Annotated in this window: 11 protein-coding genes; 6 read left to right on the forward strand and 5 right to left on the reverse strand. The window is 71.6% G+C overall.

What is annotated here, in order from left to right:
- The first annotated feature begins 349 nt into the window (after nt 1–349).
- Nucleotides 350–2,050 carry a coenzyme B12-dependent isobutyryl-CoA mutase large subunit gene (gene icmA, locus ABTZ17_RS25500; protein ID WP_352198038.1) on the forward strand — a complete coding sequence of 567 codons (1,701 nt, stop codon included), beginning with the start codon at nt 350–352 and terminating at the stop codon, nt 2,048–2,050.
- Nucleotides 2,051–2,132: 82 nt separating this feature from the next.
- On the opposite strand, the gene ABTZ17_RS25505 is transcribed toward icmA, so the two are convergent.
- Nucleotides 2,133–2,762, reverse strand: coding sequence for a TetR/AcrR family transcriptional regulator (locus ABTZ17_RS25505; RefSeq protein ID WP_502994841.1), 630 nt, complete (start codon nt 2,760–2,762; stop codon nt 2,133–2,135).
- Between the two features lie 257 nt (nt 2,763–3,019).
- On the opposite strand from ABTZ17_RS25505, the gene ABTZ17_RS25510 reads away from it, so the two are divergent.
- The 4 genes from ABTZ17_RS25510 to ABTZ17_RS25525 all read left to right on the forward strand — a co-directional run bounded on the left by ABTZ17_RS25510 (nt 3,020) and on the right by ABTZ17_RS25525 (nt 7,181).
- Nucleotides 3,020–3,988, forward strand: a complete 969-nt coding sequence (locus ABTZ17_RS25510) for a tetratricopeptide repeat protein (protein ID WP_352198040.1) — start codon at nt 3,020–3,022, stop codon at nt 3,986–3,988.
- A gap of 573 nt (nt 3,989–4,561) precedes the next feature.
- Nucleotides 4,562–5,194 carry a DUF6230 family protein gene (locus ABTZ17_RS25515; RefSeq protein ID WP_352198041.1) on the forward strand — a complete coding sequence of 211 codons (633 nt, stop codon included), beginning with the start codon at nt 4,562–4,564 and terminating at the stop codon, nt 5,192–5,194.
- 126 nt (nt 5,195–5,320) lie between these two features.
- On the forward strand, nt 5,321–5,893 hold the full coding sequence (locus ABTZ17_RS25520; protein ID WP_352198042.1) for a DUF6114 domain-containing protein: 573 nt from the start codon (nt 5,321–5,323) through the stop codon (nt 5,891–5,893).
- Nucleotides 5,883–7,181: a hypothetical protein gene (locus ABTZ17_RS25525; RefSeq protein WP_352198043.1), complete on the forward strand. Its 1,299-nt coding sequence runs from the start codon at nt 5,883–5,885 to the stop codon at nt 7,179–7,181. Before ABTZ17_RS25520 ends, ABTZ17_RS25525 begins: the two co-directional genes overlap by 11 nt.
- Before the next feature lie 101 nt (nt 7,182–7,282).
- Here ABTZ17_RS25525 and pyk read toward each other — a convergent pair whose 3' ends face one another.
- The 3 genes from pyk to pta form a co-directional block, all read right to left on the reverse strand.
- Nucleotides 7,283–8,713 carry a pyruvate kinase gene (pyk, locus tag ABTZ17_RS25530; protein WP_352198044.1) on the reverse strand — a complete coding sequence of 477 codons (1,431 nt, stop codon included), beginning with the start codon at nt 8,711–8,713 and terminating at the stop codon, nt 7,283–7,285.
- Between the two features lie 63 nt (nt 8,714–8,776).
- Nucleotides 8,777–9,982 (reverse strand): acetate kinase, encoded by a 1,206-nt coding sequence (locus tag ABTZ17_RS25535; protein ID WP_352198045.1) that lies wholly within the window; start codon nt 9,980–9,982, stop codon nt 8,777–8,779.
- Nucleotides 9,983–10,013: 31 nt separating this feature from the next.
- On the reverse strand, nt 10,014–12,098 hold the full coding sequence (gene pta, locus ABTZ17_RS25540; RefSeq protein WP_352198046.1) for a phosphate acetyltransferase: 2,085 nt from the start codon (nt 12,096–12,098) through the stop codon (nt 10,014–10,016).
- Between the two features lie 272 nt (nt 12,099–12,370).
- Here pta and ABTZ17_RS25545 point away from each other — a divergent pair, with 272 nt between their 5' ends.
- Nucleotides 12,371–13,396, forward strand: coding sequence for an ATP-dependent 6-phosphofructokinase (locus tag ABTZ17_RS25545; RefSeq protein WP_352198047.1), 1,026 nt, complete (start codon nt 12,371–12,373; stop codon nt 13,394–13,396).
- A gap of 313 nt (nt 13,397–13,709) precedes the next feature.
- Here the strand turns inward: ABTZ17_RS25545 and ABTZ17_RS25550 are convergent, their stop codons facing one another.
- On the reverse strand, nt 13,710–14,399 hold the full coding sequence (locus ABTZ17_RS25550) for a helix-turn-helix domain-containing protein (protein WP_502994842.1): 690 nt from the start codon (nt 14,397–14,399) through the stop codon (nt 13,710–13,712).
- Nucleotides 14,400–14,574 lie beyond the last annotated feature (175 nt).

Genomic DNA, 14,574 nt, shown 5'->3' on the forward strand with positions numbered 1-14,574 from the left:
CCCGGCCGCGGGCGCCCCCGCCGCCTGCGCGGCCCCCGCGCCCGCCGCCACCGGCGCCGCCAGCAGCCCGGCGGCCACCGCGGCCGCCCAGGCCCGGCGCAGTCGCCCGCTCCCGGTCCGCGGCGTCCGCGGCCCTTCCGCCGTCCCGAGCCTTCCCGGTGTCCTCACGGCCGGCCTCCTCGCACCCCGAGTGCCCCGAGTACATGAGTCCTGATGTCCACCTTGGCACCCTCCCGACCGGTCCGCAGCGCGCCGCCGCGGGTCCGGAAGGGGGTCGCGCTCATCCGGTGCTCACCGTCACGCGGTTCGCCATCGACATTTACTAGGACGTCCTAGTAAATTCGAAGGCATGGACGCTGACGCCATCGAGCAGGGCCGCCTCCGCTGGCAGGCCCGTTACGACCGGGCCCGCAAGCGGGACGCCGACTTCACCACTCTCTCCGGCGATTCCGTCGAGCCCGTGTACGGGCCGCGGCCGGGGGACACGTACGAGGGCTTCGAGCGCATCGGGTGGCCGGGGGAGTACCCCTACACCCGCGGTCTGCACGCCACCGGCTACCGGGGCCGCACCTGGACCATCCGGCAGTTCGCGGGCTTCGGCAACGCCGAGCAGACCAACGAGCGCTACAAGATGATCCTGGAGGCGGGCGGCGGCGGACTCTCCGTGGCCTTCGACATGCCCACCCTCATGGGCCGCGACTCCGACGACCCGCGCGCCCTCGGCGAGGTCGGCCACTGCGGCGTCGCCATCGACTCCGCCGCCGACATGGAGGTCCTCTTCAAGGACATCCCCCTCGGCGACGTCACCACCTCCATGACCATCAGCGGGCCCGCCGTCCCGGCCTTCTGCATGTACCTGGTCGCCGCCGAACGACAGGGCGTCGACCCGTCCGTCCTCAACGGCACCCTCCAGACGGACATCTTCAAGGAGTACATCGCCCAGAAGGAGTGGCTCTTCGAGCCCGAGCCGCACCTGCGGCTCATCGGCGACCTCATGGAGTACTGCGCCCGGGGCATCCCCGCCTACAAGCCGCTCTCCGTCTCCGGCTACCACATCCGCGAGGCCGGGGCCACGGCCGCCCAGGAGCTGGCCTACACCCTCGCCGACGGCTTCGGCTACGTCGAACTGGGCCTCTCCCGCGGCCTGGACGTCAACGTCTTCGCCCCCGGCCTGTCCTTCTTCTTCGACGCCCACCTCGACTTCTTCGAGGAGATCGCCAAGTTCCGCGCCGCCCGCCGGATCTGGGCCCGCTGGATGAAGGAGGTCTACGGCGCCACCAGCGACAAGGCCATGTGGCTCCGCTTCCACACCCAGACCGCCGGGGTCTCCCTCACCGCGCAGCAGCCCTACAACAACGTGGTCCGCACCGCCGTCGAGGCCCTCTCCGCCATCCTCGGCGGCACCAACTCCCTGCACACCAACGCCCTCGACGAGACCCTCGCCCTCCCCAGCGAGCAGGCCGCCGAGATCGCCCTGCGCACCCAGCAGGTGCTCATGGAGGAGACCGGCGTCGCCAACGTCGCCGACCCGCTCGGCGGTTCCTGGTACGTCGAGCAGCTCACCGACCGCATCGAGGCCGACGCCGAGAAGATCTTCGAGCAGATCAAGGAGCGCGGACTGCGCGCCCACCCCGACGGCAAGCACCCCATCGGGCCCGTCACCTCCGGGATCCTGCGCGGCATCGAGGACGGCTGGTTCACCGGCGAGATCGCCGAATCCGCCTTCCGCTTCCAGCAGTCCCTGGAGAAGGGCGACAAGCGCGTCGTCGGCGTCAACGTCCACAACGGCTCCGTCACCGGCGACCTGGAGATCCTCCGGGTCAGCCACGAGGTGGAGCGCGAGCAGGTCCGCGTCCTCGCCGACCGCAAGGCCCGTCGCGACGACGCCGCCGTCACCGCCGCCCTCGGCGCCATGCTCGCCGCCGCCCGGGACGGCTCCAACATGATCCCGGCGATGCTGGACGCCGTCCGGGCCGAGGCCACCCTCGGCGAGATCTGCAACACCCTCCGGGACGAGTGGGGCACCTACACCGAGCCCCCGGGCTTCTAGCGATCCCCTCGCCGGGTCCCGGACCGCCGCCCGCGGATCCGGCCCGGCGCCCCGGCCCGAAAGGCGCCTCCGAAGGGCGCGGTCACCCCTGGACCGCGCCCTTCAGCCCGTGCATCAGCAGCGCCGTGAAGGTGGCCACCCACAGCTCGTCCACGGGCTCCGCGCTGACCAGGGCCCGGTGCACCACGGTGCCCGCGATCACGTCGAAGATCAGGTCCGTGGTCTCCCCGGCCCCGTCGCCCTCCTCCTCCGGGGGCAGCTCCCCGCGCGCCTGCGCCCGCTGCCGCCCCAGCACCACCAGGTGCTTCTGCCGGTCCACGATCGCCGAGCGGATCCGGTCCCGCAGCGCCTCGTCGCGGGTGGACTCGGCGACCACGGCCATCAGCGCCGTACGGGTCTCCGGCCGGCGCAGCAGCGTGGCGAACTGGAGCACCACGTACTCGATGTCCGCCTCCAGGGAGCCCCGGTCGGGCAGCTCCAGCGCGTCGAACAGCTCCGCCACCGCGTCCACGACCAGCTCGCTCTTGCCCGCCCAGCGCCGGTACAGGGTGGTCTTGGCCACCCCGGCGCGGGCCGAGACGTCGCTCAGGGTCAGCTTCGACCAGCCCAGTTCGACGAGCGCCTCGCGGGTCGCGGCCAGGATCGCGGCGTCCGCGGCGGCGCTGCGGGGGCGGCCGGTCCGGGCGGGGGCTCTGTGCATGGCGGTGACCATACCCGTCGGTAGGAATACCTCCTGTGGCCCACATCACGGGGCGCGCCGCCGGGGGGAGCAGTTACGCTACGACTCGTAGCGTAAGAGTGACAACCACATGTGCCGGGTGGGGACCCGGCACGGACGCTCACGGGCCCCGTCCGCGGGGTCTTTTCAGGTCCCTTCCGGGGGTCGGCCGGCCGGTGCAACCGGCCTTCGGAGGGGGAGTTTTCGGCCGGTCTTTTCGCGGCCGCGCGCGCAGGGGGGAGGATGTACGCATGCAGCCCAGAAACATGTCCATGAGCGGTGTGGTCGACCTCGCCGCGGTGAAGGCGGCCGGCGAGGCCAAGGCGAAGGCCGAGCAGGCGCGGGCCGAGTCCGCGCGTCAGGGCGGCACCGCCGCCGTACCTCCGTCCGCCCTGGTCATCGACGTAGACGAGGCCGGTTTCGAGCGGGATGTGCTGCAGCGCTCCGCGGAGGTCCCGGTCGTCATCGACTTCTGGGCCGAGTGGTGTGAGCCCTGCAAGCAGCTCGGCCCCCTGCTGGAGCGCCTCGCCGTCGAGGCCAACGGCCGTTTCGTCCTCGCCAAGATCGACGTGGACGCCAACCAGATGCTGATGCAGCAGTTCGGCATCCAGGGCATCCCCGCCGTCTTCGCGGTGGTGGCCGGTCAGGCCCTGCCGCTCTTCCAGGGCGCCGCCCCCGAGGCGGAGATCCGCGCCACCCTGGCCCAGCTGATCCAGGTGGCCGAGGAGCGCTTCGGCCTCACCGGCATCGCCGTGGACCCGGCGGCCGAAGGGGCCCCGGTCCCGTCCGCCGCGCCCGCGGGCCCGTACGACGCCCTGCTCTCCGCCGCCGTGGACGCCCTGGACGCCGGGGACCTCGCCGGAGCGGTGCGGGCGTACAAGAACGTGCTCGTCGACGACCCCGGCAACACCGAGGCCAAGCTGGGCCTGGCGCAGGCCGAACTCCTCGTGCGCGTCCAGGACATGGACCCGCAGGCGGTGCGCGCCGCCGCGGCGGAGAACCCCAAGGACCCGGCCGCGCAGATCGCCGCCGCCGACCTGGACCTGGTCGGCGGGCACGTCGAGGACGCCTTCGGTCGCCTGGTCGACACCGTGCGCGTGACCTTCGGTGAGGATCGGGACGCGGTACGCCTGCGCCTGCTGGAGCTGTTCGAGGTCATCGGGGCGGACGATCCGCGCGTGGGCGCGGCCCGTACGGCCCTGGCACGCGTGCTCTTCTGAGCCCTCCGGTCCGCTCCCCGGGCCGCCCGAGAGGCGGTACCGGGGCGACCGCTTCCTGTTGACACCGAGACAAACAACGGCCGCGCTTTACCAAAACTTGGTAATCGCGGCCGCTGTTACTCGCAGTAAATCGAACTCCGGGAACTGCCCGGTTTGCCATTCCTCCTCCCGATCTGTCGTGGCCAAAGGTGCCACCCTGTGTGGCCGCTCGACGTGCCGTGGACAAGTTGTGGTTATCGAGCCGTTACTAGCCAGTAACGAACCCCCTTGTGCCCCGGCCGTGAATGCACCACGATCGGCCACGCTCGGTCCATCACACACCGATGGGTCCCCACCGGGCGGCCGGTGGCATGAACACCGGCCTGGACAGGGGGGTCTCCGCCGACGGCGGGGCCTGTCCTCCGGCCGTGCACCGCACGGCCAAGTGGTTGTCGCTCGGGGGTGGTCGCCGGTGATCCAGTCGCGGTTCGCGCCGCCTCGGCCGCTTGCGCTCCTCCGAGGACGTAGCACTTCTCCCATCCCAGGACGGGCTCGACCCGGACCGGAGATGTACGTCCGAGAAGGAGGAAACACATGAGTTCCCAGGTTCGTGGCGGGACCAGATGGAAGCGCTTCGCTCTGGTCATGGTGCCGAGCATCGCCGCCACGGCGGCGGTCGGCGTCGGTCTCGCGCAGGGTGCGCTGGCCGCGTCGTTCAGCGTCTCCGGCCAGGACTTCAAGGTCACCGCCGACAAGCTGGAGGGCTACGACCTCATCCAGTACGGCGGGATCGCCCAGGGTCATGACATGGAGGGCAACAAGGCCGCCCACCCGGTCACGATCTCCGGCTTCAAGCAGGCCAACATCACCAACATGTGCCAGTCGCTGGTCACCCCGGTGCCCGGCCTCGGCAACGTCACGATGAAGCTCCGCGCGGGCCACAAGGGTGCCCCGGCGGTCGCCGACAACATCTACCTCGACGTCGCGGACCTGGACACCTCGGTGTCCACGTTCAAGAACCTCGACATCGGCGTGGCCGTCGGCGACGCGAGCCACAAGACCAAGCCGCAGGCCGGCACGGTCAAGAACCCGTACGCCTTCTCGCAGCGCGCGGAGGTGGCGATCCTCGAGGGCGTCAAGCAGCGTGCCTGGGCCACCACGGCCGGCACGTTCAAGCTGAGCAACCTCAACCTGCAGCTCGTCATGGGCAACGACCCCTGCTACTAGGCCCTCCGGCCGGTGAGCTGATCCCGTGAGCCGGGCGGGCGGACGGACGCCCGCGGCTGTCCGCCCGCTCCGGCGCACTCACTTCACGTAGTTCTCCGTACCACCGTTTCCAGGGAGCTGTTGTCCATGAACGCCGAGACCCCGGGTTCCCACGAAGACATGCACTGGCTCGCCCTCGGGAAGATGAAGTTCCGTGAGTGGCGGGGGCAGCGGCCCTTCTGGGCCGGGTTGTTCACCCTGCTCGGCGGCGTCCCGATCGCCTACTTCCCCTACGCGGACGTGCGGCTCGGCAACATCACCATCGCCATGTCGACCACCGCGGGGGCCGGTTCGCTGATCATCGGCGTACTGCTGTGGACGCTCGGACTCGCCCTCTGGTTCCAGCAGAGCATCCGGATCTTCGCCGGGGTGGCGGCGATCCTGCTGGCCCTGGTCTCGCTGCCGGTCTCGAACGTCGGCGGCTTCTTCATGGGCTTCCTGTGCGCCCTCCTCGGCGGTGCCCTCGCGCTCTCCTGGGCGCCCGGCGTGCCCGTGGACGAGGCGGAGGAATCCGTCGACGCGGACGCGGCCCCGGCCCCCGGCCCGGAAACGGACCCGCACGCGGCCCCGTACGAGCACGCCCGGAGCGTCTCGTTCGAGAAGCCCGGTGCGACCGAGACGACTGCCCACGCCAATGGCGGGAGGAACAGTGCGGGGTGACGAGACGCAGCGGGCCGTGGCCCCAGGCGCAGAGTCCCGTGTGAAGAAGGGCCCGCGACACGCGGCGCCCAGGAAGTCGCTGCTGACCAAGCTCCAGATACCCGCCGGCAAGGCCCTGGCCCTGGCGGCCATGCCGACGGCCGTGATCGTCGGCATGGGGATGGCCCCGAAGCTGGCCCTGGCCGACGACAAGGACATCCCCTTCGCCCCCGGGCCCTGCGTGACCCGGTCGGACGAGCCGGTGGAGTCGGAATCCCCGTCCCCCTCGGCCTCGAAGTCCCCCGAGGCGGAGCCCTCGCCGGGCGTCACGCCCACCGCCACTCCCACACCGGGGGAGAGCGGGAAGCCCGAACCGGACCGCCCCGGGCCCTCGCCCTCGGCCTCCGCGTCGAACTCCCCCGAGGCGGAGAAGCCCCCCGCGCCCGAGAAGCCCACGGCCGACAAGCCCACGGCCGAGGTGCGCGACCCGCTCGACCCCCTCGGGGTCGGCGACCGCATCAAGGACTTCTTCGACGAGCTGGGCCGTCCGCTCACCCGGACCCCGGAGCCCGCCGGAGACGGCGAGAAGGCCGGCGGGAAGGCGGGCGACGAGGAGAAGGCGGGGGAGGAGAAGGAGGCGCGGCAGCCCGAGCGCACCCCCGAGCCCGACCCCACGGCGGACGCGATCCGCGAGGCCGCCCGCAAGGCCGGCGCCCGGACCGAGGAGCTGGCGGACGAGGTCAAGAAGACCGAGACCGAGCCGCGCGACGAGACCGGCCGCGACAAGGCCGAGGAGAAGGAGGAGGAAGCGGACGAGGACGGCAAGAAGCCGTTCCCCTGCCCCACCCCCGACCCGGAGGCCCTGGCCAACGCCGAACTGGAGACCGGTGTCCCGCTGCTGCCGGACGACCCCTGGCTGTTGGACAGCTCGCTGCTCACCCTGTACGGCCTGGACTACCACGGGATCGTGGAGGTCAAGACGGCCGGCGGGAAGATCAAGAAGGTGCTGAAGTTCACCGCCTCCTCGATCGACATCAAGGACCTGCACCAGACCGTCGTGGACGGCGACGACGTCACCCACGTCAAGGCCCGGTCCGGCTCCACCTCAACCTTCCGCGACGGCACGGTGACCATGTACACCGAGGAGCTGAAGGGCAACCTCTTCGGCATCGTGCCCATCACCTTCAGTCCGGCCACCCCGCCGCCGTTGAACGTGCCCTTCGCGTTCTTCACGGGCGTCAAGCTCAAGCAGGCGGGCCAGTTCGGCGGCACCCTGACGGTGCCGGGGCTGAAGAACTGGGTGGACTGAGCACCTCCTGACGCGCCGAGGGCGGCACCCCCCGACCATCACGGTCGGGGGGTGCCGCCCTCGGTCCCTGTGCGGCAGGGTGTCCGGCGGCCGGCCGGACGTCAGTCGCGCTCTCCGCCACCGAGGTGGTGCACGCGGACCATGTTGGTGGTGCCGGGCACGCCGGGGGGCGAACCGGCGGTGATGACCATGGTGTCGCCGGGGTTGTAGCGCTGGAGCTTGAGCAGCTCCCCGTCGACCAGGTCGACCATGGCGTCGGTGGTGGCCACGTGCGGGACCACGTACGATTCCACGCCCCAGCTCAGGGTGAGCTGGTTGCGGGTGTTCTCGTCGGTGGTGAAGGCCAGGATCGGCTGGGTGGCGCGGTAGCGCGACAGCCGGCGGGCCGTGTCACCGGACTGGGTGAAGGCGATGAGGGCCTCGCCGCCGAGGAAGTCGGCGATCTCGCAGGCCGCGCGGGCCACGGAACCGCCCTGGGTGCGCGGCTTCTTGCCCGGGACCAGCGGCTGGAGGCCCTTGGAGAGCAGCTCCTCCTCGGCCGCGGTGACGATCTTCGACATGGTCTTGACCGTCTCGATCGGGTACGCGCCCACCGAGGACTCGGCGGAGAGCATGACCGCGTCGGCGCCGTCGAGGATGGCGTTGGCGACGTCGGAGGCCTCGGCGCGGGTCGGCCGGGAGTTGGTGATCATCGACTCCATCATCTGGGTCGCGACGATCACCGGCTTGGCGTTGCGGCGGCACATCTCGATGAGGCGCTTCTGCACCATCGGGACTTTCTCCAGCGGATACTCCACCGCCAGGTCCCCGCGGGCCACCATGACCGCGTCGAAGGCCGCGACCACGGCCTCCATGTTCTCCACGGCCTGAGGCTTCTCCACCTTGGCGATGACGGGGACCCGGCGGCCCTCCTCGTCCATCACCTTGTGGACGTCCTTGACGTCGTTGGCGTCGCGGACGAAGGACAGGGCGACCATGTCGCAGCCCATCCGGAGCGCGAAGCGGAGGTCGGCCACGTCCTTCTCGGACAGGGCCGGGACGTTCACGGCCGCGCCGGGCAGGTTGATGCCCTTGTGGTCGGAGATGACGCCGCCCTCGACGACGATGGTCTTGACCCGGGGGCCCTCGACCTCGACGACGCGCAGCTCGACGTTGCCGTCGTTGATGAGGACCGGGTCGCCCTTGGAGACGTCGCCCGGCAGGCCCTTGTAGGTGGTGCCGCAGATGGACTTGTCCCCGGGGACGTCCTCGGTGGTGATGGTGAACTCGTCACCGCGGACCAGCTCCACGGGGCCCTCGGCGAAGGTCTCCAGGCGGATCTTCGGCCCCTGGAGGTCGGCGAGGACGCCGACCGCGCGGCCGGTCTCGGCCTGGGCCTGCCGGACGCGGTCGTACCGCTCCTGGTGCTCTGCCTGGGAACCGTGGCTGAAATTGAAGCGGGCCACGTTCATACCGGCCTCGATGAGAGCCTTCAGCTGCTCAAGCGAGTCGACGGCGGGGCCCAGCGTGCAGACGATTTTGGAACGGCGCATGAAGCGGATCCTATCGGGTTTGTTTCACAGCGGAATATTCCGTCTGGCGGAAAGTCCAAGTAACTACGCGGTAACCAGCGCGTACACCTGGGTGGCGATCTCCAGCTCCTCGTCGGTCGGGACCACGGCGACGGCGACCCGGGCGTACTCGGTCGAGATCAGCCGCGGCTCCGGGGAGCGCACGGCATTGGCCTCCAGGTCGAGCGCAAGGCCGAGTTCGGCCAGACCGTCCACCGCAGCTTCGCGCACGGCGGCCGCGTTCTCGCCGACCCCGGCCGTGAACACCACCGCGTCCACCCGGCCGAGCACCGCGGAGTAGGCGCCGATGTACTTCTTCAGCCGGTGCACGTACGTCTCGAAGGCCAGCCGCGCGGAGGCGTCGCCCTCCCCGGCCCGCCGGAGGATCTCGCGCATGTCGTTGTCCCCGCACAGGCCGAGCAGGCCGCTCTTCTTGTTGAGGAGCGCGTCGATCTCGTCGATCGACAGGCCGCCCACCCGGGCCAGGTGGAAGATCACGGCCGGGTCCAGGTCACCCGAGCGGGTGCCCATGACCAGGCCCTCCAGCGGGGTGAGCCCCATCGAGGTGTCCACGCACACCCCGCCGCGGACCGCGGAGGCCGAGGCCCCGTTGCCCAGGTGCAGGACGATCACGTTGACCTCTTCGGGGGCCTTGCCGAGCAGGGCGGCGGTGGCCCGGGAGACGTAGGCGTGCGAGGTGCCGTGGAAGCCGTAGCGGCGCACCGCGTACTTCTCGGCGGTCGCGGCGTCGAGGGCGTAGCGGGCCGCGGACTCCGGCATGGTCGAGTGGAAGGCCGTGTCGAAGACCGCCACCTGTGGGAGGTCCCCGCGCAGGGACCGGGCCACCTCGATGCCGGTGATGTTCGCCGGGTTGTGCAGCGGGGCCAGCGGCACCAGGCTGCGGATCTCCGCGAGCACCTCGTCGTCGATCACGGTGGGCCGGGTGAACCGGGTCCCGCCGTGCACCACCCGGTGGCCGACCGCGGCCAGCTCCGGGGAGTCCAGCCCCAGCCCGTCCGCGGCGAGCTCCGCGGCCACCGCGCGCAGCGCCGCCCCGTGGTCCGCGATCGGGCCCGACAGCTCCCGCTTCTCCCCGCCGCCGATGAGCGGTTCGTGGACGAGCCGGGAGGTCTCCTCACCGATCCGCTCGACCAGACCGACGGCCAGTCGGGACCGGTCCGCCATGTCGAGCAGCTGGTACTTCACCGACGAGGAGCCGGAGTTCAGGACGAGTACGCGCGATGCGGTCACGTTGGGGGTCTTTCCTTCGTGGGGGAGGGGGTCAGGCGGCGGGGGTGCCGGGGGACTGCGCCTGGATGGCGGTGATGGCCACCGTGGTGACGATGTCCTGGACGAGCGCCCCGCGCGACAGGTCGTTGACCGGCTTGCGCAGACCCTGCAGGACCGGGCCGACCGCGACGGCGCCCGCCGAGCGCTGCACGGCCTTGTAGGTGTTGTTGCCGGTGTTGAGGTCGGGGAAGATCAGCACGGTCGCGCGCCCGGCCACCTCGGACCCGGGCAGCTTGGTGGCGGCCACCGAGGGGTCCACGGCGGCGTCGTACTGGATCGGACCCTCGATGAGCAGGTCGGGGCGCTGGGCGCGGACCAGCTCCGTGGCCTTGCGGACCTTGTCCACGTCGGCGCCGGTGCCGGAGGTGCCGGTGGAGTAGGAGAGCATCGCGATCCGCGGCTCCACGCCGAAGGAGGCGGCGGTGGCGGCGGACTGCACCGCGATGTCGGCCAGCTGCTCGGCGTTCGGGTCGGGGTTGACCGCGCAGTCGCCGTAGACGAGGACCTTGTCGGCCAGGCACATGAAGAAGACCGAGGAGACGATGGAGGCGTCCGGCTTGGTCTTGATGATCTCGAAGGCGGGGCGGATGGTGGCGGCGGTGGAGTGCACCGAGCCGGAGACCATGCCGTCGGCCAGGCCCTCCTGGACCATCAGGGTGCCGAAGTAGTTGACGTCGGTGACCACGTCGTTGGCCAGCTCGACGGTCATGCCCTTGTGGGCGCGGGCCTTGGCGTAGTACTCGGCGAATCGTTCCCGCAGGGGGGAGGTCAGCGGGTCGATCAGCTGGGCCCCGGAGAGGTCGATGCCGAGGTCCGCGGCCTTCTTGAGGATGGCCTGCTCCTCGCCGAGGAGGGTCAGGTCGCAGACCCCGCGGCGCAGCACCACGTCGGCGGCGCGCAGCACCCGGTCCTCGGTGCCCTCGGGCAGCACCACCCGGCGGCGGTCGGCGCGGGCCCGCTCCAGCAGCTCGTGCTCGAACATCATCGGGGTGACGCGGTCGGAGCGGGCCACCGAGATCCGGTCGCGCAGCTCCGCGGTGTCCACGTGCCGTTCGAAGAGACCGAGGGCGGTCTCCAGCTTGCGCGGGGTCGCGGAGTTCAGTCGGCTCTGCAGGGCGAAGAGTTCGGCGGCGGTGGGGAAGCTGTTCCCCGCCACCGAGACCACCGGGGTGCCCGGGGCCAGCTTGGAGGCCAGGGTGAGGATGTCCTGGCTGGGCCGCTCGTTGAGGGTGAGGAGCACGCCCGCGATCGGCGGGGTGCCGGAGGTGTGCGCGGCGAGGGCCCCCACCACCAGGTCGGAGCGGTCCCCGGGGGTGACGACCAGGCAGCCGGGGGTCAGGGCGCCGAGGAAGTTGGGCAGGTGGGCGCCGCCGAAGACGAAGTCGAGGGCGTCGCGGGCCAGTCCGGCCTCGTCGCCGAGGAGCACCTCGCCGCCGAGGGCCTGGGTGATCTGGGCGACGGTCGGCGCCGACAGGGACTTGTCGTCGGGGAGGACGTAGCAGGGCACCGGGAGCCGGCTGCCGAGGCGTTCGGCGATGCCCTCCCGATCGGCCGCGGCCACCCGGTTGACCACCAGGGCGATGACGTGGCAGCCCAGGGCCTCGTAGGCGCGGTAGGCGTTGCGGGCCTCGGCGCGCACGGACTCGGCGGTCTGCGCGGTGCCGCCGACCACGGGCACGACCACGGCCCCCATCTCGTTGGCGAGCCGGGCGTTGAGGGCCAGCTCGTCGGGGAGGTTGGTATCGGCGTAGTCGGTGCCGAGCACCAGCACCACGTCGAACGCGCGGGCCACGCGGTGGTAGCGGTCCACGAGGCGGGAGACCAGCTCGTCCAGGCCCTGTTCGGCGAGGAGGGCGGTGGCCTCGTGGTACTCCATGCCGTGCGCGGTGGCGGGGTCCTGCTCCAGCCGGTACCGGGCCTTCAGGAGGTCGAACAGACGGTCGGGCCCGTCGTGCAGCAGGGGTCGGTAGACGCCCACCCGGCCGGTCTGGCGGGCCAGCAGCTCCATGATCCCCAGCTCGACGACCTGGCGGCCGTCCCCCCGGTCGATGCCGGTCACGTACACGCTGCGCGTCACGCCTGCTCTCCGTCCGTGTTCGCCGGCCGTGTGGGCGGCGGATATGCGAGTCGAAATTCCCCGATAGTGTGGGCTTGCCCTCTTGACAATACCTCCGCGGGTGGATAGGGCGCCCGCCGGAAGAAGGGCCCGTCCGGGAGGGTCCAAAGGCCCTCCGGGCGGCTCAGCAGGAAGCGCGGCCGTCCGGGGCCCCGTGGAACAATCGGACAGGCTTCACATCTACGCCCAGTACATCCGCACATGTACGACCCAGGAGCAGGAGACACAGGACGATGCGTATCGGAGTTCTCACCGCAGGCGGCGACTGCCCGGGCCTGAACGCTGTCATCCGGTCGGTCGTGCACCGGGCCGTGGTCGGTCACGGCGATGAAGTCATCGGCTTCGAGGACGGCTTCAAGGGCCTGCTCGACGGCCACCACCGCCCCCTCGACATCAACGCCGTCAGCGGCATCCTCGCCCGCGGCGGCACCATCCTCGGCTCGGCCCGCATGGAGCGCGCCCGCCTCCACGAGGCCGCCGAGAACGCCGGTGAGCTGGCCCGGCGCTACGGCATCGACGCCCTCATCCCGATCGGCGGCGAGGGCACGCTGACCGCGGCCCGGATGCTCTCCGACGCCGGGATGCCGGTGGTCGGCGTGCCGAAGACCATCGACAACGACATCTCCGCCACCGACCGCACCTTCGGCTTCGACACCGCGGTCGGCGTGGCCACCGAGGCCATCGACCGGCTGAAGACCACCGCCGAGTCCCACCAGCGCGTGATGGTCGTCGAGGTGATGGGCCGGCACGCGGGCTGGATCGCCCTGGAGTCCGGCATGGCGGGCGGCGCCCACGGGATCTGCCTCCCCGAGCGCCCCTTCGAGGTGGACGCCCTGGTGAAGATGGTGGAGGAGCGGTTCGCACGCGGGAAGAAGTTCGCGGTGATCTGCGTGGCCGAGGGCGCGCACCCGGCCGAGGGCTCCATGCCGTACGAGAAGGGCGCCATCGACCAGTACGGCCACGAGCGCTTCGCCGGCATCGGCAACCGCCTCGCCGTCGAGCTGGAGCGGCGCCTCGGCAAGGAGGCCCGCCCGGTCATCCTCGGCCACGTGCAGCGCGGCGGCACCCCCACCGCCTACGACCGCGTCCTCGCCACCCGCTTCGGTTGGCACGCCGTGGAGGCCGCCCACCGCGGGGACTTCGGCAAGATGACCGCCCTGCGCGGCACCGACATCGTGATGGCCCCGCTGGCCTCGGCCGTCACCGAGCTGAAGACCGTGCCCGAGGACCGCATGTACGAGGCCGAGTCCGTCTTCTAGGGCGCCTCCCGCGGGGCGCCGAGGAGCGGTCCGCGCCGCCGGGACCAGGGTCCCGCCCGGCGGGACCTCCGGCCCCTTTCCGGTCGCCGAACGGCCCCGGTTCCCTCCCGAGCGGAGGGGCCGGGGCCGTCCGCGTACCGGGCCGGGTTTGAGGAGGGTCACGTCGACAGCCTCCCGTGGCGGGCTCGAAGGAGGCTGGGAGCGGTCTGGTGCGGGACCTCGGGCCCGTGGCCCCTCGGGTCCACCGGGCCGGTCGGCCGGGGGTCGGCGGGCCCGGTGGGCGTCCCGGCCGGTCCCGCGCCGCCCGCTCCGGTCAGCCGCGGGCCGCGCGGGTCAGCTGCCAGAAGCGGTCGTTGATCCCGTCCAGGTAGGCCCGCCCGGCGTCGCCGTTGGCGGTCTGCCCGCCGCCGCCCCAGCTCAGGGTGGCCACCATCGTGGACTGGTACTCCTCGTGCATCACCGCGAGCACCCGTTCCAGCTCCTGCTTGGGCACCGGCAGCAGTTTGGTCAGCGGCTTGAGGTACGCCTGCCAGCGGGTGGTCACCGCGCTGCGCAGCACCTCGGCCAGTTCCTCCGCCTTGCCGGTGGCCGTGACGAAGGCGGGGAGGGGGAGTCCGAGCACCTGGGCCAGGGCCGCGGACTGGCGTTCGTTCCCCTTCCAGCGGCCGGAGTCCTCCATCTTGCGGTAGGCGCCGGCGTCCACCCCGATCCGGCGGGCCAGGTCCTCCGGGCTGAGCCCGCGGGCCATCCGGTGTTCGCGCAGGGTGGTGGGCTCGGCCAGCAGCTCGCCGGGGGAGCACCACAGCACCCCCGCCAGCGCGGTGATCTCGGCGGCGCTGGGGAAGGCGTCCCCGCGCTCCCAGGCCATGATCGTTTCCGGGGCGACCTGGAGGCCGTACTGGGCGCCGAGTCCGTAGGCGACGTGGCCGGGGGCCATGCCCAGGGCGGCCCGCAGGCGGCGGGCGGCGGCGGCATTGAAGGGGGGGCTGGGGTGCACGGCCACACGGTAGAAGTGTTCCGGCCACGGCGACTACGGTCTGTTCACCCAAGGCGACAACTCGTAGGAAAATCCTAGGACGTTCGACACTTTGCGCCGTTAACTACGCAACTGTCCGGTAATCGGAGGGGCGATTTCCGGCCGGTCTCCCCCGGATCCTTCAGCCCGTTGAACCGGTACC

Source organism: Streptomyces sp. NPDC097619, assembly GCF_040302735.1.
In the GTDB taxonomy this organism is placed as follows: Bacteria; Actinomycetota; Actinomycetes; order Streptomycetales; family Streptomycetaceae; genus Streptomyces.

What these genes read in the sequence shown, in the direction of transcription:
- ABTZ17_RS25515 (WP_352198041.1), top strand. Translation starts at nt 4,562, where the DNA reads ATGAGTTCCCAGGTTCGTGGCGGGACCAGATGGAAGCGCTTCGCTCTG.
- ABTZ17_RS25545 (WP_352198047.1), top strand. Translation starts at nt 12,371, where the DNA reads ATGCGTATCGGAGTTCTCACCGCAGGCGGCGACTGCCCGGGCCTGAAC.
- ABTZ17_RS25510 (WP_352198040.1), top strand. Translation starts at nt 3,020, where the DNA reads ATGCAGCCCAGAAACATGTCCATGAGCGGTGTGGTCGACCTCGCCGCG.
- pyk (WP_352198044.1), bottom strand. Translation starts at nt 8,713, where the DNA reads ATGCGCCGTTCCAAAATCGTCTGCACGCTGGGCCCCGCCGTCGACTCG.
- icmA (WP_352198038.1), top strand. Translation starts at nt 350, where the DNA reads ATGGACGCTGACGCCATCGAGCAGGGCCGCCTCCGCTGGCAGGCCCGT.
- ABTZ17_RS25505 (WP_502994841.1), bottom strand. Translation starts at nt 2,762, where the DNA reads ATGGTCACCGCCATGCACAGAGCCCCCGCCCGGACCGGCCGCCCCCGC.
- ABTZ17_RS25520 (WP_352198042.1), top strand. Translation starts at nt 5,321, where the DNA reads ATGAACGCCGAGACCCCGGGTTCCCACGAAGACATGCACTGGCTCGCC.